Genomic DNA, 20,152 nt, shown 5'->3' on the forward strand with positions numbered 1-20,152 from the left:
TAATGCCTAAGACGGCGCGCGAAATTGGGATCATGCAGGGGTTTCCGCCGCCGCCCGAAAAGCGGCCCTCACAGGATAACTGGGACCTTGCCCCTTTCAACCGCTGGTCATTCCAGAATATGCGCGGTTTGTTTCCAACTGTCGAAGTCCCGCCAGCGAAAAAGCCACGCCAGTTTGGAGAAAACATACTTGATCTATCCAACGTCGAATTCGACTCATTCGATGGACAACGTCTGACTGTTGATCAATGGCTTAGAGAAAGCTACACAGACGGTCTTTTGGTCTTGAAGGGTGATAAGATCGCAACCGAAGACTACTTCAACGATATGAGGCCCGAGACTGCTCATCTGGGTCAGTCGGTCTCAAAATCCATTATCGGCGCTTTGGCAGGAGTTCTGCATGGGGAAGGCCTGCTTGACCTGTCAGCACCTTTAAAAGACATCGTGCCAGATTTGGCAGAGTGCGGTTACTCCGAGTGCACCGTCGATCAAGCACTAGACATGCAATCGGGCGTTCGCTTCAGCGAAGATTACGGGCTACCAGAGAGTGACATGACACGGGTGGATATAGCGTCCGGGTGGCGGCCAGTACGCAGGGGTGAAATCAAACCAACAATCCGCGACGTAATACTGACCTTGCCGAAAGAGCGTCCTCACGGGTTGAGTTTTTCTTATAGATCCATTGAAACAGATGTGATCGCCTGGGTGTTGGAACGGGTCGGCGGCACAGACCTGGCGACGTTGCTCTCAGACAGAATCTGGCAAAAGATCGGATGCGAACACGCCGGATTTTTTACTGTCGATGATGCAGGCACGGCGTTGGCAGACGGTGGGTTTAATGCGACACTCAGAGACTACGCCCGCTTTGGCAGAATGATGGCAGAAGGCGGCCGTGTCGGCGGTCATCAGGTTGTTCCGTCCGAATGGGTTGATGGGATTTGCCGAGGGGCCGATCATTCGAAATTTGGCGATCCATACGACCTATTGTCCCCTTGTGGGGCATACCGGCGCTTTTGGTGGGTGCACGAAGCAGACAAAGGCGTCTTTATGGCCCGCGGCGTTTTTGGTCAGTTGATCTTCATTGACCAGGAGGCCGATGTGGTTGTCGTTAAGATGTCAAGCTGGCCAGACTACCTGATCCAGTCCTACAGTCACGATGCCGTTCGCGCTTGCGAAGCGATCGTTCGCAATCTCGGCTGACAAGTCATTTTAGCCAAAAAAGGGATCAGAATGACGTCGACACCCGATCTGATCATTCTAAACGGAGCGCTCTTGACGTTTGATCCGGCGATGGCCGATGCCACAGCTTTGGCGATACGAGGCGGCGTGATATCAGCCATAGGATCAACGTCTGATATCCGTGCTCTTTCAGACTCTAAAACGAAAGTAATCGACGCGCGCGGCGGTACGGTCATGCCCGGCTTCATTGATAGCCACGTACACCTTTTTGGCGGCGCAGCCGAGCTAGATATGCTGGATTTGCGTGAAACGAAGGGTCGCGACGAGCTCGCCACTGCTCTTCGTAACTTCGCAGTCGAGCGGCCGGATGATCCGCTGTTGATGGGCGTCGCTGCAAGCTACGATATTTTGGGGCCAGGCAAGACAACCACGCGTCATGATTTGGACAGTGTCCTGCCAGAACGCCCGGTGGCCCTGATGTCCGCAGACCATCACACTGTTTGGGCCAATACCGTCGCTTTGGAGCGAGCTGGCATTCTTCGTGGAGGCCCGGTTCCCGAAGGCTCCGAAATAGTAATGGCGCAAGATGGATCCGCCTCGGGACAATTGAATGAGACAGGAGCCTTTGGCCCTGTGCTGCGACTATCGCGGCTGGGCGGCCGAGACCTTCTTGGATATGTCACCGGTGCGGATCCCGAACCACCGGCTACTGCCCAAGAACGCGCGTTTGACAAAGAAGTAATTCTGCGTGGTCTTAAACACTGCGCGAGCCACGGTATTACCGGTTTGCACAATATGGACGGGAATTACTACCAGTTAGAGCTGTTGAGCGAACTGGAGGCTGAAGGTCTTCTGCGAAACCGCGTACAGGTTCCAATGCATCTGAAGAATTTCGACCCGCTAGATCGGTTGGAAGAAGCGGCCGATATGCAACGCCGGTTTGCGTCCGACATGGTCTGGTCTGGCAGGGTGAAGATGTTCATGGATGGTGTTTTGGACAGCTACACCGCATTAATGCTGGCTTCCTACCCCGGCAAAACTGACAGCGTCGGTGACGCGGTTTTCGACGCCGAACACTTCAATGAGGCGTGTATAAAGGCAGACGGTATGGGATTGCAAATCAGCGTCCATGCAATCGGCGACGGGGCCGTGCGCCGAACCCTGGATGGTTACGAAGTTGCCCGCAAAGTCAATGGTGTGCGCGATAGTCGTCACAGGATCGAACACATTGAAGTCATCGATCCGTCCGACTTGCCGCGATTGGCCAAATTGGGGGTTGTCGCGTCGCTTCAACCGCTGCATGCGCCGATTGGCGGTCTGTTCAAGCCATATCCAGCTGGCGACATTCTGTCCGAGGCGCAGATCCCCTTCGCATTTGCCTGGCGTAAAATTCGCGACACCGGGGCGCGTGTGTGTTTCTCAACGGATTGGCCCGTAGTGCCGGTAGACACGATGATGACGGTTTTCGGAGCCGTGCACGGCTTGACGCTTCCTGAACCATGGGCAGACAATCGCCAGACACTTTTGGAAACCCTTGCTTCGTACACTAGCGAAAATGCGTGGCTGGAGTTCAATGAGCATCGAAAAGGAAAACTAAAAACAGGCTACATGGCAGACGTCACCATTTTGGACCGCAACATACTTGAGATGCCATCAGAACAGATTTCTGAAACCAATGTCGCAACTACAATTTGCGGTGGCACCATTTCTTACCAACTATGATTTTTGGGAAGTCGACGTTGTATGCAAAACGGGTACTCGCGGTGTTTCGACGCCTTTGGACTGGCTGAACATCCGTTTTTGGAGCGCAGAGCAGCCGTTCAATGCGTCTCAGCGCACCAACTTGCAATGCTTGACCGCTTTGGGCTCAATGCGGCCATAAGACGCCCTTATTCCAATGTCCGCTATGTAGCGGACCGCTGCCCTAAAAGATCGCCTAATCGAAAGAACTGTCACCAAATTCCGCCTTCTAAAGCTCCCACTCCTCGGCCTCCAATCGGAACCCTTCCGCGAGAGTAGGATCAATTTCTGGAAGGAATTTCAGAGACTAGCGCGCCCGGGTACGCTCTATTTTGCATGCTGCAACTCAAAACGCCTCCACTGGTGACTCTTGATTCGTTGACGACACCATTTGCTTCGTCTATGCAAGAGGCATAGCTTGTAAGAGGCCAATCGGCACCCTCGCCTACCCTGAAACCACAGGGGGTGTAGTGTGCTGTGATTGTCTGCTCCCCCAAGAGGAGAAGACAATGCAAATAATCCCAGATCGCCTTTACACCGACCACGATGTTGCCGCGTTTTGCGGAGTGTCGGTCCATTCCGTACGGCGCTGGCGCGCAAACCGCACGGGCCCTCAGTACGTCCGCATCGGTGAACGCAAAATCCGGTACCGTGGCGCGGATGTCCTGCGCTGGGCGGACGGGCTTCCAACCGGAGACGTAATCGAAAATCTCTTAGTCTGAAATGTCCGAAGACAAAGTCGGGAAGCTCGCCGAGCAAGTTAACCAATCAGGCGTGAAACGCTTGCCTGAGGGTTCCGCATGGGACACCGCAAAAGCCGAAAAGAACTGGTGTGTGGCGGCCGAAACGACCACGACGAAGGTGCCGGTGAACGCCGCAACAGGCTTCCCCTGTGACCGCGAACAGGCCGCTTTCCTAGATCGGGCCAAGGCCGCGCAGAAGGCCAATGACCTGAATAAATGGATTGACGAGATCAATGCCAAGATCGACCGCGCCAATGAAGACCGCGCCGTTCCCTTCGACCATGTTGTCAGGTTTGGCGTCGGATACCTGCCCCGCGCCGGATCGGCCATGGTCGTCGCCGACTTTGACAAGGTCCGCGATCCCGACACAGGCGACATCACCGCCGAGTGGCTGAAACCCGTCATGGAGCAGCCAGAGAGCTACACCGAAGTGTCAGCCTCGGGCAAGTGTTTTGCCTGTGTTATCTGGACGTAGTGGTTCGTAACAAGCGCACCCATTTGCTGCATAAAAAAGCCTTTGCCTACGCCTTGGCTTCCAAGTAGGACGATAGCCGTGCCTGGTAGTTCACGTGGCCGTTGTACCATGTGTGCGAAATACGACATGAGATACTGATACGCTTGTTCGTCAGAACTACAGATGACCTCTCGCACAAAAGAGAGAAATCTGCTCGCATCTTCGGATTTAGGTTCAACCGAGAAGCCAAACCATAAATTAAGAAAGCTGTTATGCCCATGTTGTGGATCGAATACGACGCCCCGGTATTGCCGCCGATTTCCGCTGTTTAGCCAGACATCAACCCAAGACACATAGTCGGGTTCGGTGCGTCCATTCCTGTACACCTCAATAACCCGGTTTGAGAGCTTTAGGCGTAAGGCGCGCTCACTAAAGAAATTGACTCGTTTGCGTCTCAGAACTGGATCTTCCGCGATTTCGACGATGAAGACTTTTCCACCTACTGGCACGACCGCATACCGTCGGTTCATGTAGAAGATAACCTCTTCCCTGGTTTCAGGAAGCTTGGCCATTTTGGTCCCTTTCCCGGGGCCAACTGAAGTTGAATAGCGAGAAGTTTCTGGTTACTTTTGTCTCAGACGTGACCTGACCCGCTGCTCATCTAGAGTTGGCGGGTTTCTTTTAGACTGCAGCTTCAGTGTACTGAGCCAGCCATTTGTCAGCAGCGGCAGCGGGAACGACTACACGGCCCCCGATCCGGGCAACACGCGGACCCAATCCGGCTTTCCGCAGTCGGTAGAACGACGATCTGCTAAGACCAAAGACATGGCAGAATTCATCGATTGAATAAGTCTTCGCGTTCATGGCGAATTCCTTTCTAACGGCGGAGATACAACAGCACCTCGCCCCGGCTTCTGATTATTGGTGAATCCGCAGTGATCGATAGTGTCACATGCTGGTCTCGCAGTTTCCTGCGGTTATGGCCTTCGAGCCTGACCCGAGAGGCATCTCACACTTTGAAGTGCGGTGTCTTCATGGTGTATGATGTTTCATCCGATGTCAATATAAAAGTGTTGTGGGACAATGGCTTACACTGCATTACCGTGTCTGCCTCTACCGCGTATTGTGGTCCATTTTCTATCCAACATATCCAACTTGGAAGACATAAGTACGAAGTTGCGTAAGAGAATTACTACTCCATGGGAGGGATAGTTATCGGTCAATATCTTATTCAAGTTGGATAGGTTGGATATGTCGGATCATTAGCGGCCAAGCATGGCAATCATGCCGACTGATGATACCATTGCACCCAGTTGATCAGATCCAACCAGAGCCTTCGAAGGCAGGAGGCAAGATGCCAAGAACAGAGAGCGCCAGCGATACAGCGACAGGCCACGCGCCGAGTTCAGCCGGGCACTCAGGTGCTGCAATCGCTTCTGCCCCTACGCTAACCCAGATGATCCGATACGACGGCACCATCTACGCTCATGAATTCTGCCGGGTTACTGGGATTAAGCCAAACACACTTCGAATGTCTCGAGCGAGAGGTAAGGGACCGCCCGCAAAGCGCATCTCGAACAACCGAGTCATCATGTCCTTACGAGACGCAGCGGCGTGGTTACAGGCGACTGGACGTTACGGCGAAGCCATACGACTTGCGGAATGGCTGGATCAAAGGTGGCGAGAAGCCGCTCGCGAACACCGGCAGATGGACGTGCCCTCAGTTCAGTTGGCTACGCGACACTTAGATTGGCGGACTGTGTCTGGTTGAGTTGCGTGGTTGCTGCAACGAACACCCAAAACGACGCAGTAACGCCTTGGTGGCGCACGGTGACTCCTGTTCGTTTTCTGCGATTGACTGCTTCTGCCGAGTCCGGACGTTCGAGATAGTCCAGATATACGACCGTTCAGCGGACAAAGCCGTCGGTGGTGCTAAAGCATTTTCAGACGGTTTAGAACCTATCGCGCCCAAGTATTCGGTGCTCAGATGGCGAGACGCCAGTGGCGGTCTTAAATGCACGACTGAAGTTGTTGGCGGTCTCGTATCCCAGCGCAGTAGCAATATCGGCGATGGTGCCAGACTGCGATGAAAGTAACTCTTTCGCCCGGCTTACGCGAACATCGGTTACTATGCGACGGAATTGCGCGCCTTCTTCATCTAGCTTCCTTTGAAGAGTGCGAACACCAAGCCCGAGTGCGCGAGCTGTTGCGTCAACCGAGATTTCTTTGTGGTGGAGTTGCTGTCGGGCTATTGCGGCAACCTGACCAGCTATTGTTTCAGGTGGACCACCGACGCGTTCCCTCGCAACATCGTCAACCGTCACAAAACCGCGAACACGATATTGCCTTCTGTTCTCGACCAAAAACAATGAGCTTTCGAATTCCACACCTAACCTTGGTGCGTTCCAAACTATGGGACACCCATATGTGTCCTCGACTTCGACCGAGTTCGGTACTTTTGCAAAATCCAAGAGAACTGCGGTAGGCGTCCATCCCCTCCCTAAGTACTCGCGAAAAATACTCAGGAAAACGCCGATCGCGGAAAAAGCTATATCAGCATAAGCGGGGTGCTCCGGCATTCCGAATTTGTAGCAGTAGCGCGAGCGTCGGCCAGAGGCTTCCAGCCATGCGCGATCAACTGATGAGTGGAAAGGCATAACTGATGTTGCGCGACGTAGTGCGTTTCCCAACGTAGGCGCGGACAGGACATACTCTCCCCAAAGCCCGTAGTCTGCGACTGTTAGGTAAGGAGACCAAAGCAAGCCAATGTTTTGATGGCCCGCCGATCGAGCCGCCTGCTCGACGAATGTCGCCAATGAATGCTCAGAAATGTACCCCGACCGTTCTTCGATAAAGTGATGCGGAAGGGCAGCGGCCTCCATGGCCTTCTCTAATCGTTTTTCACCGGCGACCTCGTAGACAAACTGCGGCATCGCGCCGAGCGCCTTCGCTGAAATCATCGGTGGTAGCGTCATTGAGATCCCCAAAGAAACATCTGTCGTGAAATGATACGCATCTGCGTTCCGGATGTGCAAGTCTCCCAAAAATCTCAAGGGAGTAGTCACGAATGAAACAGATGGGCACATTGTTCACAAACTTATCGACCAAGTGTTTGGTTGCGGCCGTTTGCGTCGGCAGCGCCGCTGCTCAGGTCGAGGCGCAGGAATTTAACGACACAGGCGACATCCTCGCGCGCTCGGCGCAGGTCGAAGACATCGAATACAAAATTATGGTCCAGCGCGCGACACAAACCGCAATCTGGGGAATGCCCGCCGCTGGTATGATTGATTTCCTGAAAGGTATTCGCCGCGATCTGGGCGGAGACTACAACGACATTGTGTACCTTAATAAACCGTTCGACTCCAAACACGGGTTTCTGACGGCCAATGATGTGACAGCTTACGCATGGGCCTCGATGACGTCTGAGCCCGGGCCGTTGGTGATCGAGGTCCCGGCGGCAACCGACAAGGTTAATTACTTCGGTACGATTGTGAACGCTTGGGACGTGCCGATTGCCGATGTTGGTCCGGACGGGTTCGACAAAGGAGAGGGTGGTAAATATCTCATGCTACCACCCGACTATGACGGTGACATGTCGATCGAGGAACTGACCGAAGCTGGGTATTTTCCGTTTGAGACTGACACCTATGAGTACGGATTTTCATTCCGTCCAAAGCTGACCAATGGGGGAACAGATGCAGATGCCGCGGAATATGCGCAGACAATCAAGGTCTATTACCTTTCGGAGGCCGATAACCCACCGCCAAACACCTATCACGAAGCGTCGGAAGTACCCTACGACTCGCTGCCTTATTACAACGAAACCTTCTTTCAGGACCTAAACGACTACGTCCAGAACAATCCGGTCCGCCCTCAAGATAAGGTCATGGTGAACCTTCTTAAGGACCTTGGCATTGAGAAAGGTAAGCCGTTCGAACCAACGGAACAGCAGCTACAGGCGATGGAAGAGGGGCTGTTGTTGGCCTATGCCTCGATGCAGAAGTACTTCGTAACACCCGGTAAGGCGATGATACCGCTTTGGGTGGATGAAAACGGGGATATGAAAAGCCAATGGCTGATCTGGGACTTCGCTGAGGGTCAACCTGAAGCAGGTTTCCCGTACGAAACCGAAACCGAGGTGCTTGTCGATGCCCGTGCGGGCGGAAGCTATTTCTGGATTACCTATTTGCCGAAAAAACTTGGCGGCGGGACGTTCTACTTAACTGGGCTGCGCGACAGCGAAGGTGAGATGTATGACCACAATCAGACTTACAAGCTGAACGTGCCAGCAGACACACCCGCCGAGGATTTCTGGTCAGTCATTGTCTATTCGATGGAGACCAAGAGTTTCATCCGCAACGTCGATCCTGTGGGACTTTCAGAGCGCGACACCGACACGATGCAAGCAAACGAAGATGGTTCTTACGACATCTACTTCGGGCCTGAAGCGCCAGAGGGCATGGAAAGCAACTGGATCCCAACCACCGAGCCCTACTTCCTCCTGTTCCGCCTCTACGGCCCTGAAGAGGGCTGGCTGGAAAGCGGCTGGATGCTCGGAGATCTCAAGAAGGTCGAGTAGCTGAACTTTTTGGCAATTGAATTCGGACACTGACCGGTATTGGCACCAACCAATTGGTCAGCAATTGGAGAGGCGGTGTATACCTCGGGACGCCGTCTCTCCAAAACAAACACTAAAGTGCCAAGTCGCGAAAAGCGCACAAAGGCAAAAATGGGAGAAGCAAAATGAGAAACGTAAAGACTTGTATGACAGCGATTGCGATTGCACTCGCAGTCACTACGGGACCACTTCATGCGCAACAATTTGGCCAAGAAAGAGCACGAGCGGTCGGTGAACTGACAGATGAAGCGGTTGTGTCCGCTTTGCGCGAAGATGGTCGCGTCTCAATGAGCGGCGGTTTTTTTGAGACCGACAGTGACGCGCTGACCGGCACGTCCCCAGAGGTGTTGTTCAAAGTTGCCAGCGCGATGGCGACGCTGCCTGAAATGCGACTGGCGATCGTGGGCCATACGGACTCGGTGGGTGACTTTGCTTACAACATTGACCTCGCTGAGCGCCGTGCGGCGGCCGTACGCAATGCACTGATGGGCGAACCCTACAACGTCGCAGCGGAACGTCTGGTCGCCATGGGCGCAGGTCCAATCGCGCCTGTCGCCTCGAACTTGTCCGAAGAAGGACGCGCGCTGAACCGGCGCGTGGAGTTCGTTTTGTTGAACGAAGACATGATACAACAGAATGAGGGTACAAACGAACAAGTCGCATTGCCTCCCCAATCCGACAGAGAGTTTGCTGCAATAGTACCTGAAAACGTTTTGACACCGGATAGAGTGGAAACAGAGACACTTGGCACACTTGAGTTTTTCGATGGCATGCCTTCACCAGCTACGGTTGAGAAAGTCTTCGACAATCTGGACTTGATGCGCGCAACTACTGCTTTTCTTGATGGCATGAAAATCGCGTCTCTGCGTGGAATGTTCCAAGGTTATGAAGATGTAGGCGCACAACCAAATGATGTCGTCATTGCAGAGAACTTATTGGATGCCAGATCAATCTGGCTGACGCCAAACACAACGACAATTTACGTTGGTTCCAACGTTGATATCTCCGAAGGCCCGATGGTCATCGAGGTGCCGGCAGGCATGTTGGGTCTGTTGGACGATGCCGGGTTCGACTACGTCGCCGATATTGGCGCGCTTGGTGCAGACAAAGGCGAAGGCGGGAAATACCTGTTGATGCATCACGACGATGAAACTGCAGTGCCAGAAGGGTATTTTGAACTTCGTACAAGAACAAATGAACACTGGTTGCTGCTGCGTCGTTCCCCCGGAGCAGATGGTGACACAACAGGACCAGTTGCAGAGATCAAGGCCGGATTGAATATCTATCCGCTCAGCGCAGCCGATAATCCGCCACCAGAGAATTTCATCAATATCTCCGGCGTTCAGCACAACACTGTCCATGCCAACAACGAAGACTTCTTCGAGGAGATTCATGTAGCTTTGGATAACAATCCGGTCGGCGCTTTTGATCCGGAAATTGTTGGGACATTTGCTTCCATTGGCATCAAGAAAGGCGAACCGTTCGAACCGGATGCCAGAATGAAGGGCATCTTCAAAGAAGCAGCCGCCATCGCAAACGCAACAGCGCGTGCCATCACATACGCCTCACGCGATCCGGGCGTGTATTTCTATGAAGATCGTCAATGGAATTCGCCGTTCCAGCGTCAAAGCTATTTGTTCCTAGAGGATGGCGCGCGTATTCTCGACGACCGGACGTACTTCTTCTACATGGCTACCGGTATCACACCTGCCATGACCGCCCCGCCAGTCGGCACTGGTTCAGTGTACGCGATGACGGCCCGCGACAAAGATGGTGAGTACCTCGATGGTTCAAAGACCTACAAGGTAACGCTTCCCGCGCCGGTTCCTGCCAAAAACTTTGCGTCGTTTATGCTCTATAGTGGGCAGACTCGTTCGATCTTGGAAACGGACCAACAAGCCGGAGGGATCGACTCCAACAGGCCCGGAATCAAGCCGAACGATGATGGTAGCTTCAGCATTTATTTCGGACCGGAAGCGCCTGAAGGTTGGGAAAACAACTGGGCGCAAACGGTCCCCGGACGAAGCTTCAATGTCATGATGCGTCTTTACGGCCCACTTGAACCGTGGTTCGACAAAAGCTGGCGGCCCGGTGACTTGGAACTCGTGGAGTAGTCTTGGAAGTTTAGACCAGACGAGCAAATGTCTTATGGCGCATATGGACGCTCCAAGAAATTGGGGCGTCTCGAGAACCGGCAGCTTTGGGCTCGAAGCAGACAGCCGACCGATCTTCTAGGATGTCTCCTACAATAAGATTGCCGGACGGTGGAAGCATGATCCAACCTATCCGACCTAGGCAACCTCGCTCTGAAGTTTGCTTTAAATAGGGCGGCCTAGTTCGTTACTAGCCGTGGTGCCTTCAAACAAAACTAAAGAGAAATGTTGGACAGGTTGGATAAGTGGGATCAGATAACAGCCATACAGGGGGACGCATGACATCACCCCTGCAGGGCCACCGCGCAGGGAACTGGGTTTTGGGTTTGGGCGGGGGAGTGTTGCTGAAGTCCAGCAAGGATTGATCACAGGTGCTCTGGTTCTTCCGCTGCACTTCCGCTGCACCGCACTGCACTTCTGACAATGTTTGGCACATCACATCGTGTGTTTGCCTTGCATGTCACGTGCACTGCTGAACATGCCGCATGTTGCACTTCATGGTACGGCATGCGACACTCAACCCACTGACAAAATGGGCACTTCTGCGTCATGCGTTGGGTGTTGGTGGTGGCGGTGGATCGCAGCTTGTGCGTCTTGCAAGTGATGTTGTGCTGGTGACGGATATGGTGTTGCACTCCCTTGGTAAGGGAGAGGTCGAGAGTTCAATTCTCTCCAGCAGCACCATCCATACATCTCCAATATCGTGACCACCCTTGTTTCTATGATTTCGGTCCGCCGAGTTCTAAGCAGGGAAGCGTTAAACAGAAGAGCGTTTAGAAGAAATCCCTTGCCATCTCATGGGGCCGCCAAACCTCAAACTATGGAGCTGCGACCTGCCCGGCGGACACTCGGACCGGATATATTCAAGTGTTAATCCGCCGTTCTCAAAACGACCTTGTCGCTGAAAAATGCAATTAGTTTGATCACCCGATTGGCTTTCTGGCAATCTGACTGACATAGGACATGAAACCAAAAAACGTGTTACTTGAAACGCGACTGCGTGCTTCTGCTTTCAGCGCTTCTGCTGTCTGAGGGAAAAGGACACCTGTTTCGACCATTCGGTCCGCCCCGCGATCTATCACTGTCAGGAAATACCCGGCTTCGCCTTCGGCCACATAGCCATGTCCACAGCGTCGGCCAAGTTCGAACCCTGCGGTACCCAGCAACTCTCCGATCTGACGCATGACCCAAAGATTGGTGACATTCTGGTTGATCATAAAGCGGACAAGCTGATCCAACGGGTCGAAATCTGCAATCTGGGCCGTCGCCGTATCATAGTCGCCATCGCAGACGGCAACCAAACCGCCCGGTTTGAGTATCCTGTGTGCCTCGCGAACGGCGTCTTGCGGATCGGGAACATGGCACAACAGTGTGTGCATCAACACCAGGTCAACAGATGAGGATGGAAGCCCTGTATTCCTTGCATCACCAACCTCAAACCTCAAAGATGGTTTTCCGTCAAAACGTTGCCGCGCTCTTTCAACCATTATTGGTGATGGCTCGATGCCCAGCGCCTTGGTCGCACCGGCCATCTCGATCAAGTCGTTGGTAACGTGCCCAGTGCCAGAACCGAACTCAACTGCATACGCTCCCTCAGGCAGATCAAGATCTCTGAGATAGGCTTTTCTGATCTCAACCTGAGCAGGCTCCAAACAACGGGCATCCATTGCGTCGGCAATACGCGCCTGCAACGCATCGTCTTCGTTGGCCAGATTTGAATATGGGTCAGACATACCTTTCTCCCTTGAATTTTTGGTCTCCACAACACCGCATCAATCAGGGGAAATTCTAACACATCCGGCTTTTTCAACAACGTCAGCGCCTGGCTACAAAGCTTGCCAACCTAGTTCATCTTGCGAAAATTGGCTCGGATGAGGAACACAAGAGCAAGTTGTTCGACTCGCCCTATCGAAAACGACTACTCTTTGGAAACCGTCGATTGTCCGACGAAACCGATGCCCACAATTAAGGCAAAGGTTAAGAAATGTAGGCACAAGAATCTCATGGATGACAAGTTCTCGCAATAGTTATGCCTACATCGCAATCTATTGGTAAATAATCCTGCCGATCTGTTGACTAGTCCGGTTTTAATGAGGGGGTATCTCGGCAGGGTTAGGGGGATGCCCGCTCAGGTCCGATTTGGACCGATGAAGCACGGCATCCCCTGCCGTTTTAATAGTCCTCTTTCCCGCTCAGACGCTTCTCAGTCGATCTTGTTGCGCTGTGCGTGCGGTGTGACACCAAAGCTGGATCGGAACACGCGCGAGAAATGGCCCGGGTTTTCGAAACCACAAGCAATTGCGATCTCGGTGACTGAAGCCTCGGTTTGCAGCAGCAACTTTTGGGCACGTTCCAGGCGCAGTTCCATAAAGTACTTCTTGGGCGATGTGTTCAGATACTTGCCGAACAGCCGCTCTAGCTGCCGGGTGGAAATGCCAAGTTCTTCGGCAATAAAGGACGGCGAGATTGGGGTCTCGATGCTGTCCTGCATGATGTTGATGGCCTTGGCCAGGTGCGCATTGCGCATCCCGTTGCGTGACTGCAGCGAAACCCGCTGTTTCGCCGTTGCATTGCGCACCGCGTTGTAAACCATTTGATCTGCCACATCGATTGCCAACTCTTCGCCATGGTCGCGCTCGATCAGATGCAGCATCAAATCTGCCGTCGCGGTTCCGCCCGACGCGGTGATGTGTTTTTCGTCAGCAACAAAAACACTGCGAACCAGATTAACCTCGGGAAACGCCTCCATGAAGGCATCATGGTATTCCCAATGGATCGCCGCCTGCATCCCGTCCAGAAAGCCGGCTTCGGCCAACACCCAGGCACCCGAACATAGGGCACCGATTGGGGTGCCGCGGGCGCGCGCTCGCCGCAGGGTGGCCAACAGGCGGCGGGTGACGTGCTTACGCATATGAATGCCCGACAGCACAAAAAGCTGGTCGCATTTGGCCAGGTTTTCCAGCCCGGAGTGAACCAGCGTAACTGACCCATTTGAGCACACCGCCTGTTCGCCATGCTCAGACACGAAGTTCCAGCTATAAAGTTCTTCCCCGCTCACAAGGTTCGCAATCCTCAGCGGTTCCACCGCGCAAGAGAACGCAAGGTGCGAGAATTCCTCGACCAGAAGAAATGTGATGCGCCGCGTCTTAGGCATGAGTTGATCCGTTTGAACTTGGGACAGCGCCCGAAAGTGAGTCTATTTTGCAGGAGCCTATGCTGCACGAAATTTTTTTGTATACAAGTTGTATTTTCTTAGCATACATAACCGTGACAGCACGATTCGACCGCTTTATGAAAGATGGATGAGCTAAGGGATGAAAGACGAAGCCAAGTCGCGAAAAGGCGCGTTACAAGAGCACCTGAAAACATCCATTCTGACTCTACGCTTGCAACCAGGCACAGATCTGGACGAGGCGCATTTGTCAGATGAATTCGGCCTGTCACGCACACCGCTGCGCGAGGTATTCCGGCAACTGGCGGGGGAAGGCTATCTCGACCTGCGTACAAACCGCAGCGCGCGGGTGTCCGAGATGTCTTACACGACCCTGCGCGATTTCTTCCTTGCCGCACCAATGGTGTATGGCGCGATCCTGCGTCTGGCTGCGGGAAACGCGCGCCCTGCGCAGATCGACGCCCTAAAAGACGCGCAGCAAGCGTTCAAAGCCGCGTTACGTACAGGTTCGGCCGAGGATCGGGCGCTGGCCAACAATCGCTTTCACGATGTGACTGGCGAGATGTCGGGCAATGTCTATCTGCTGCCCTCGTTCAACCGGCTGCTGATCGATCACGCGAGGATCGGCATGACGTTCTATCGCCCACAGTCCGATGAAATGTCGGAAAACCTGTCACGCGCCAGCGAACAGCACGATGCCATCATCGCAGCCATCGAGGCGCGGGACGAAGCAGCAGCGGCAAAGCTAGCCGAAGATCACTGGAACCTGTCACGCGATCAGATTGAGATGTTCGTGATGCCAGACGCGCTGGATGTCCCGATGGGCGTCCCACTCCTTTCGAAACCTGCATGAGGACGGAATGAACCCGATTTTCAAGTTTGAGGGGATTTATACCCCTGTGGTCACGCCCTATCACAACGATGGAAGCGTTAATTGGGACGCCTTGTCCAATGTGATCGAATACCTGATCCAGAGTGGCGTGCATGGTCTGATTTCGGGCGGATCGACAGGTGAAAACTATGCCCAGACTGTGGAAGAACGGCTGGAACTGGCCAAATTCACACATCAGCAATTGAAAGGCCGTCTGCCTCTGGTCGTAGGGACCGGGGCCATGCTGACGCCGGATTCCATTGCGCTGGCCTCGGGCGCGCGCGAAATTGGTGCAGATGCGATCCTGCTGGCCAGCCCGCCCTATTCGGTGCCGACCGACCGCGAAAACGCACTGAACGCGCTGGCTATCGACAAGGCCGCGGACCTGCCCGTAATGCTGTACAACTACCCGCACCGCACCGGCACGATGATGGGTGAGGAATTTCTTGACCGTGTAGGCCGCAGCCGGAACTTCTGCGGCATCAAGGAAAGCTCGGGCGATATCAACAGGGTGCACCTGCTGGCGCGGGACTATCCACACATCCAGCTTGGCTGCGGTATGGACGACCAGGCGTTGGAATTCTTCGCCTGGGGTGCGCCGTTCTGGGTCTGTGGCGGGTCGAACTTTCTGCCCACCGAGCATGTGGCGCTTTACGATGCCTGCGTGATCGAGGGGAATTTCTCTAAAGGTCGGCGGATCATGTCGGCCATGATGCCGCTGATGCGAGTGTTGGAACAGGGTGGCAAGTTCATCCAGACCATCAAGCATGGCGTGACCATGAACGGGATCGATGCGGGCGCGATGCGGCCTCCGCTGAAGGGTCTGAACAAAGACGACAAGCGCGCGTTGGAACAGGTGACGCGTTTGCTCAAGAAGACAATCGCTGACATTGTGGCTGAGGGGTAAGAGACATGGATCTGCTGACACAGGACGAATACAAATCCATCGCCGCAGGCCTGACGCTGCCTACAGGCGCTTTCATCGACGGCGCCTTCCGCCCCGCGATTTCGGGTGAGACCTTTGAGACAGTGAACCCAGCCACTGGCGACAAACTGGCGGACATCGCGTCTTGCGGCGCAGCGGATGTGGACTTTGCCGTCGAAAAGGCGCGTGAGGCGTTTGACGATGGCCGTTGGTCCAAGCTGCATCCGAGCGAACGCAAGGATGTGCTGATCCGGTTGTGCAAGTTACTGACCCGCAATACGCGCGAACTGGCGGTGATGGAAAGCATCGACAGCGGCAAGACCATCCTTGATTGCGAATCCGTGGATGTGCCCGAGACGATCCACTGCCTGAAATGGCACGCCGAGGCGATTGACAAGATTTACGATCAAGTCTCGCCCGCCAGCGACGATCACATCGCCATGGTGGTGCGCGAACCGATTGGCGTCGTCGGCCTGGTGCTGCCCTGGAACTTCCCGCTGCTGATGCTGGCGTGGAAAATCGGGCCTGCTTTGGCGGCGGGCTGTTCGGTCGTGGTGAAACCCGCGACTGAGACCACGCTGACCGCTCTGCGTATGGCTGAGCTGGCGATGGAGGCTGGCCTGCCCCGCGGCGTTCTGAACATCGTTCCGGGCGGCGGCGCAGAGGTCGGTGAACCCATCGGGCGGCATATGGATATTGACATGGTCTCTTTCACCGGCTCGACCGTAACCGGCAAACGGTTCCTGACCTATTCCGCCGAAAGTAACGCCAAAGAAGTGGTGCTGGAGATGGGCGGCAAAAACCCGGCCATCGTCATGGATGACGCTGAAAACCTTGACCGTGTGGCCGCGCATGTGGTGAACGGCGCGTTCTGGAACATGGGCGAGAACTGCTCGGCCTCGTCGCGCCTGATCGTGCACAAGGATGTAAAGGCAGAGTTGCTGGAGCGCATTGCACATCACGCCAAACAGTGGAATATCGGTGACCCTCTGAACCCGGAAACCCGTATGGGCGCGCTGGTGAGCGAAGGGCATTATAACAAGGTCTGCGGTTATCTGGATCAAGCCGAGAACGTGGTGATCGGCGGCAAAGCTGACAAAGGCTTTGTCGAGGCTACGGTGGTCGAAGTACCCGGCAATGACGCCACCCTGGCGCGGGAAGAGATCTTTGGCCCGGTTCTGTCGGTGATCGAAGTGTCAGGCTTTGACGAAGCCATCAAGATCGCCAATGACACCGACTATGGCCTTTGTGCCTCGATCTTCACTGCCAACGCCAAGCGCGCCATTCGCGGGGCTCGGGCGATCCGGGCGGGCACCGTGATAGTCAACAGCTTTGGCGAAGGCGACATCACTACGCCATTTGGCGGCTACAAGCAGTCTGGCTTTGGCGGTCGCGACAATTCGGTCCACGCCCACGATCAGTACACCCAGTTGAAAACCATCTGGATCGATCTGGCCGATGACGCAGACGAGGCGGTGGATTGACGCGGTTCGAGGCCAAAAGACTGCCCCGGCAGACGGGCCCGGCCGGATGGAATGCCATCCTGCCACCCCAGACGCCCCTGCCGGAACTGGACAAGGACCTGACTGCCGACATCACTATCGTTGGCGGTGGGTTTGCTGGGCTCAGCACGGCGCGGCGGCTGCATCAACTGGATCCATCACTGAAGGTTGTTCTGCTGGAAGCAGGCCGATTTGCCGATGGTTCTGCGGGGCGGAACTCGGGATTTATGATCGACCTGCCTCATGATTTGGCCTCGGACAATTATGCAGGCGAAGGATTGGAAGAGGATCGCGCCGCAATTGCACTGAATCGCAAGGCCATTGCTTTTGCGAGCGACGTGGCCGGGGAATGCGAGTTAAATCAGGAAATGTTCGACCCCTGCGGCAAGTACAATGCCGCCGCCACCAAGGCGGGCGACGCGCACAACCGCGCGTTTGCGGAACACCTGAGGAAACTGGGTGAGCCTCACACGCTCTATGACCAGCAACAGATGCACGAAATCACGGGCAGCCCACATTACACCTCGGGACTTTACGCGCCAGGAACAGTGATGATCCAACCCGCAGCCTATGCGCGGGCGCTTTCGGCCCAATTGGCTGATCAGATTGACGTGTTCGAAAACTCACCAGTCACCAGTTTCGAAAAGCAAGGCACAAGCTGGGTGGTCAAAACCACCAAAGCCAAGGTCAAGACCGGGCGGATTATCCTCGCCAATAACGGCCATCTCGAAAGCTTTGGGTTCTACCAAAGACAATTGATGCATATCTGCCTCTACGCGTCGATCTCAGCACCTTTGACTGAGGCACAGATCAAAACGCTTGGCGGGCAATCGCGCTGGTCGGTGACACCTGCCGATCCGATGGGCACATCGGTGCGGCGCATTTCCGGCAGCTACGGCGATCGCATCCTGATCCGCAACGGTACCAGCTTTCACCCGACAATCGAGACCAGCCCAATGCGGCTGCGCAATGTCGGCTGGGTTCAGGACCGCAAGTTCATGGAACGTTTCCCGCACCTGTCAGACGTAACGATGGAGCACCGCTGGGCCGGGATGCTTTGCCTAAGCCGCAATGGGTCTGCGGCCTTTGGTGAACTTGAGGACGGTGTGTTCTCGGCCTGCTGTCAGAATGGCCTGGGCATCGCCCGAGGAACCTTGCAAGGCATGGGCATCGCAGAATTGGTGATGCAAGGCGGATCAGAGATCGCCAGTCACTTTCTGGAACAGCCGGATCTTCCGCGATTGCCGCCCGAGCCATTCGCCTCGCTTGGGGCAAACAGCTATTTGATTTGGAAAGAATGGCGATCCGGTAAGGAGTGATGCGTTGGCGTCAGGGAAGGCTAAGCTTGGCCATGCGCCCACCATCTACGGTGTAGACCTGCCCGGTGATAAAGCCCGCCTCCTCTGACGCCAGAAACGCGACGAGGGCTGCAACCTCTTCCGGCCGACCGGTCCGTGCAACAGGGTGGATTTTGGCTATATCATCACGGAATGCAGCAGGGTCAGGCATGGAATCGATGAAATCTTCGTTCAGTTCGGTATCGATCCATCCGGGTGCCACGGCGTTGCAACGGACACCTTCAACCCCGTGATCCACGGCAACGGCGCGGGTTAGACCATGCAGCCCTGCCTTGGACGCGCAATAAGCCGCGTGACCGGGATTGCTGCTCAAACCTTCAATGGATCCGGTATTGACGATATTACCGCGGGTTTGACGCAGATGCGGCAGCGCGGCTTTGATCATCAGGAACGGAGCGGTCAGATTGACCGTCAGATTGCGGTGCCAATCCTCAAGGCTCATGTCTTCGACCAAAACTTCCTGCATCATACCCGCGTTGTTGACCAACACATCCAGGCGCCCAGCATCAGATACCACTTCGCTGACCGCCTGTGCCGGGCTGTCGGGATCGGTGAAATCCGCTGCAATGCCTTGAAACTCGCTGTCTTCTCCACGTTGCGCGGTAAAGACCTGCGCGCCCTCGTCCCGCAACCGACGGGCAATGGCCTGACCGATGCCGCTGCGCCCGCCTGTGACCAATGCCACCTTTCCCTCGAACCGCTTCATGAAACGGGCTTCCCTCCGTTGACCTCGACCAGCGTACCGCAAACATAACGCGACGCATCCGAGACGAGGAACATGATGACGTCTGCAATATCCTCGGGCTCGGCGATGCGGCCCAGCGGCACGCTTTGGCCCAGCTCGGCCACGGCCGTATCGGGATCAAAACCGCGCTTTTCAAAACCCGAGCGCAGCATAGGCGTATTCACCTCATTCGGGCATACAGCGTTGACGCGGATACCCTGATGGGCATGGTCCATACCCATACATTGGGTCAGGGACGCAATGGCCGCTTTTGTCATACAATAAACGGCGTGATTGGGGCCGGGGCGCAGCCCCCAACAAGACGCGGTGTTGACGATAGCGCCCCCTCCCGTTTCAGCCATGATCGGGATCGCCGCGCGACAGATACGAAACGGGGCTTCGACATTGACGCCCAGTGACAAAGACCAATCCGCATCCGACGTGTCGGTGACAGACCCGCGTGTGATGACACCTGCATTGTTGATCACGATATCGAGCCTGCCCAGCGCAGACGCCGCCGCCCTGGGCAATTGGTCGGCATAGTCTGGATCAAGCAGATCGCCCGGCAGATACGCCTCGGCCTCAATGCCATCGACCGACCGGTCCGCAACCGCGACCCGCGCCCCAGCTTGGCGCAAACGCTCAACGATTGACGCCCCGATACCTCCGGCTGCGCCAGTGACCAAAGCCGATTTTCCATTCAGGGTCATGAGA

The 20,152-nt window shown here is 55.0% G+C and carries 17 protein-coding genes and 1 tRNA gene; 11 read left to right on the top strand and 7 right to left on the bottom strand.

The annotated features are described in order from the left end of the window. Positions 1–2 precede the first annotated feature (2 nt). The 4 genes from GOV85_RS05805 to GOV85_RS05820 all read left to right on the top strand — a co-directional run bounded on the left by GOV85_RS05805 (position 3) and on the right by GOV85_RS05820 (position 4,136). Positions 3–1,199, top strand: a complete 1,197-nt coding sequence (locus GOV85_RS05805) for a serine hydrolase (RefSeq protein WP_171175884.1) — start codon at positions 3–5, stop codon at positions 1,197–1,199. Positions 1,200–1,229: 30 nt separating this feature from the next. Then, entirely contained in the window at positions 1,230–2,900 is a 1,671-nt protein-coding gene (locus GOV85_RS05810) for an amidohydrolase (protein ID WP_171175886.1), read from the top strand. Between the two features lie 527 nt (positions 2,901–3,427). Then, entirely contained in the window at positions 3,428–3,640 is a 213-nt protein-coding gene (locus GOV85_RS05815) for an AlpA family transcriptional regulator (RefSeq protein WP_170353308.1), read from the top strand. A gap of 1 nt (position 3,641) precedes the next feature. Further along, a complete protein-coding gene (locus GOV85_RS05820; RefSeq protein ID WP_171175889.1) occupies positions 3,642–4,136 on the top strand; it encodes a hypothetical protein in 495 nt (164 codons plus the stop codon). Here the strand turns inward: GOV85_RS05820 and GOV85_RS05825 are convergent. The 3 genes from GOV85_RS05825 to GOV85_RS05835 form a co-directional block, all read right to left on the bottom strand. Then, positions 4,082–4,687: a hypothetical protein gene (locus GOV85_RS05825; protein ID WP_171175891.1), complete on the bottom strand. Its 606-nt coding sequence runs from the start codon at positions 4,685–4,687 to the stop codon at positions 4,082–4,084. The two genes, GOV85_RS05820 and GOV85_RS05825, sit on opposite strands and share 55 nt — an antisense overlap. Positions 4,688–4,796: 109 nt before the next feature. Further along, entirely contained in the window at positions 4,797–4,979 is a 183-nt protein-coding gene (locus GOV85_RS05830) for an AlpA family transcriptional regulator (RefSeq protein ID WP_170825388.1), read from the bottom strand. Between the two features lie 1,088 nt (positions 4,980–6,067). Then, a complete protein-coding gene (locus GOV85_RS05835) occupies positions 6,068–7,090 on the bottom strand; it encodes an AraC family transcriptional regulator (RefSeq protein WP_171175893.1) in 1,023 nt (340 codons plus the stop codon). Positions 7,091–7,182: 92 nt separating this feature from the next. Here GOV85_RS05835 and GOV85_RS05840 point away from each other — a divergent pair, with 92 nt between their 5' ends. The 3 genes from GOV85_RS05840 (at position 7,183) to GOV85_RS05850 (ending at position 11,570) form a co-directional block, all read left to right on the top strand. After that, positions 7,183–8,694 carry a DUF1214 domain-containing protein gene (locus tag GOV85_RS05840; protein WP_217358271.1) on the top strand — a complete coding sequence of 504 codons (1,512 nt, stop codon included), beginning with the start codon at positions 7,183–7,185 and terminating at the stop codon, positions 8,692–8,694. A 164-nt stretch (positions 8,695–8,858) separates the two neighbouring features. Beyond that, positions 8,859–10,847 carry a DUF1214 domain-containing protein gene (locus GOV85_RS05845; protein WP_170816809.1) on the top strand — a complete coding sequence of 663 codons (1,989 nt, stop codon included), beginning with the start codon at positions 8,859–8,861 and terminating at the stop codon, positions 10,845–10,847. 649 nt (positions 10,848–11,496) lie between these two features. After that, positions 11,497–11,570: transfer RNA gene (locus GOV85_RS05850), tRNA-Thr, on the top strand. A gap of 239 nt (positions 11,571–11,809) precedes the next feature. On the opposite strand, the gene GOV85_RS05855 is transcribed toward GOV85_RS05850, so the two are convergent. Then, positions 11,810–12,619: a methyltransferase domain-containing protein gene (locus tag GOV85_RS05855; RefSeq protein WP_171175895.1), complete on the bottom strand. Its 810-nt coding sequence runs from the start codon at positions 12,617–12,619 to the stop codon at positions 11,810–11,812. A 470-nt stretch (positions 12,620–13,089) separates the two neighbouring features. Continuing rightward, positions 13,090–14,040 (bottom strand): GlxA family transcriptional regulator, encoded by a 951-nt coding sequence (locus GOV85_RS05860; protein ID WP_171175897.1) that lies wholly within the window; start codon positions 14,038–14,040, stop codon positions 13,090–13,092. Between the two features lie 160 nt (positions 14,041–14,200). Between GOV85_RS05860 and GOV85_RS05865 the strand changes: the two genes are divergently transcribed. Genes GOV85_RS05865 through GOV85_RS05880 form a run of 4 tightly spaced genes read left to right on the top strand, consistent with a single transcriptional unit; the run spans position 14,201 to position 18,675 of the window. After that, entirely contained in the window at positions 14,201–14,911 is a 711-nt protein-coding gene (locus GOV85_RS05865; protein ID WP_171175899.1) for a GntR family transcriptional regulator, read from the top strand. Positions 14,912–14,918: 7 nt separating this feature from the next. After that, positions 14,919–15,836 (top strand): dihydrodipicolinate synthase family protein, encoded by a 918-nt coding sequence (locus GOV85_RS05870; RefSeq protein WP_171175901.1) that lies wholly within the window; start codon positions 14,919–14,921, stop codon positions 15,834–15,836. A 5-nt stretch (positions 15,837–15,841) separates the two neighbouring features. Beyond that, positions 15,842–17,338, top strand: coding sequence for an aldehyde dehydrogenase (locus tag GOV85_RS05875; protein ID WP_171175903.1), 1,497 nt, complete (start codon positions 15,842–15,844; stop codon positions 17,336–17,338). Continuing rightward, positions 17,335–18,675, top strand: coding sequence for an FAD-binding oxidoreductase (locus GOV85_RS05880; protein WP_171175905.1), 1,341 nt, complete (start codon positions 17,335–17,337; stop codon positions 18,673–18,675). Before GOV85_RS05875 ends, GOV85_RS05880 begins: the two co-directional genes overlap by 4 nt. 10 nt (positions 18,676–18,685) lie before the next feature. On the opposite strand, the gene GOV85_RS05885 is transcribed toward GOV85_RS05880, so the two are convergent. Continuing rightward, positions 18,686–19,420: an SDR family NAD(P)-dependent oxidoreductase gene (locus GOV85_RS05885; RefSeq protein WP_171175907.1), complete on the bottom strand. Its 735-nt coding sequence runs from the start codon at positions 19,418–19,420 to the stop codon at positions 18,686–18,688. Beyond that, positions 19,417–20,148 carry an SDR family NAD(P)-dependent oxidoreductase gene (locus GOV85_RS05890; protein ID WP_171175909.1) on the bottom strand — a complete coding sequence of 244 codons (732 nt, stop codon included), beginning with the start codon at positions 20,146–20,148 and terminating at the stop codon, positions 19,417–19,419. The genes GOV85_RS05885 and GOV85_RS05890 overlap by 4 nt, the downstream gene beginning before the upstream one ends. Positions 20,149–20,152: the final 4 nt, after the last annotated feature.

This window comes from Ruegeria sp. HKCCA4633 (genome assembly GCF_013034605.1).
Classification (GTDB): Bacteria; Pseudomonadota; Alphaproteobacteria; order Rhodobacterales; family Rhodobacteraceae; genus Ruegeria.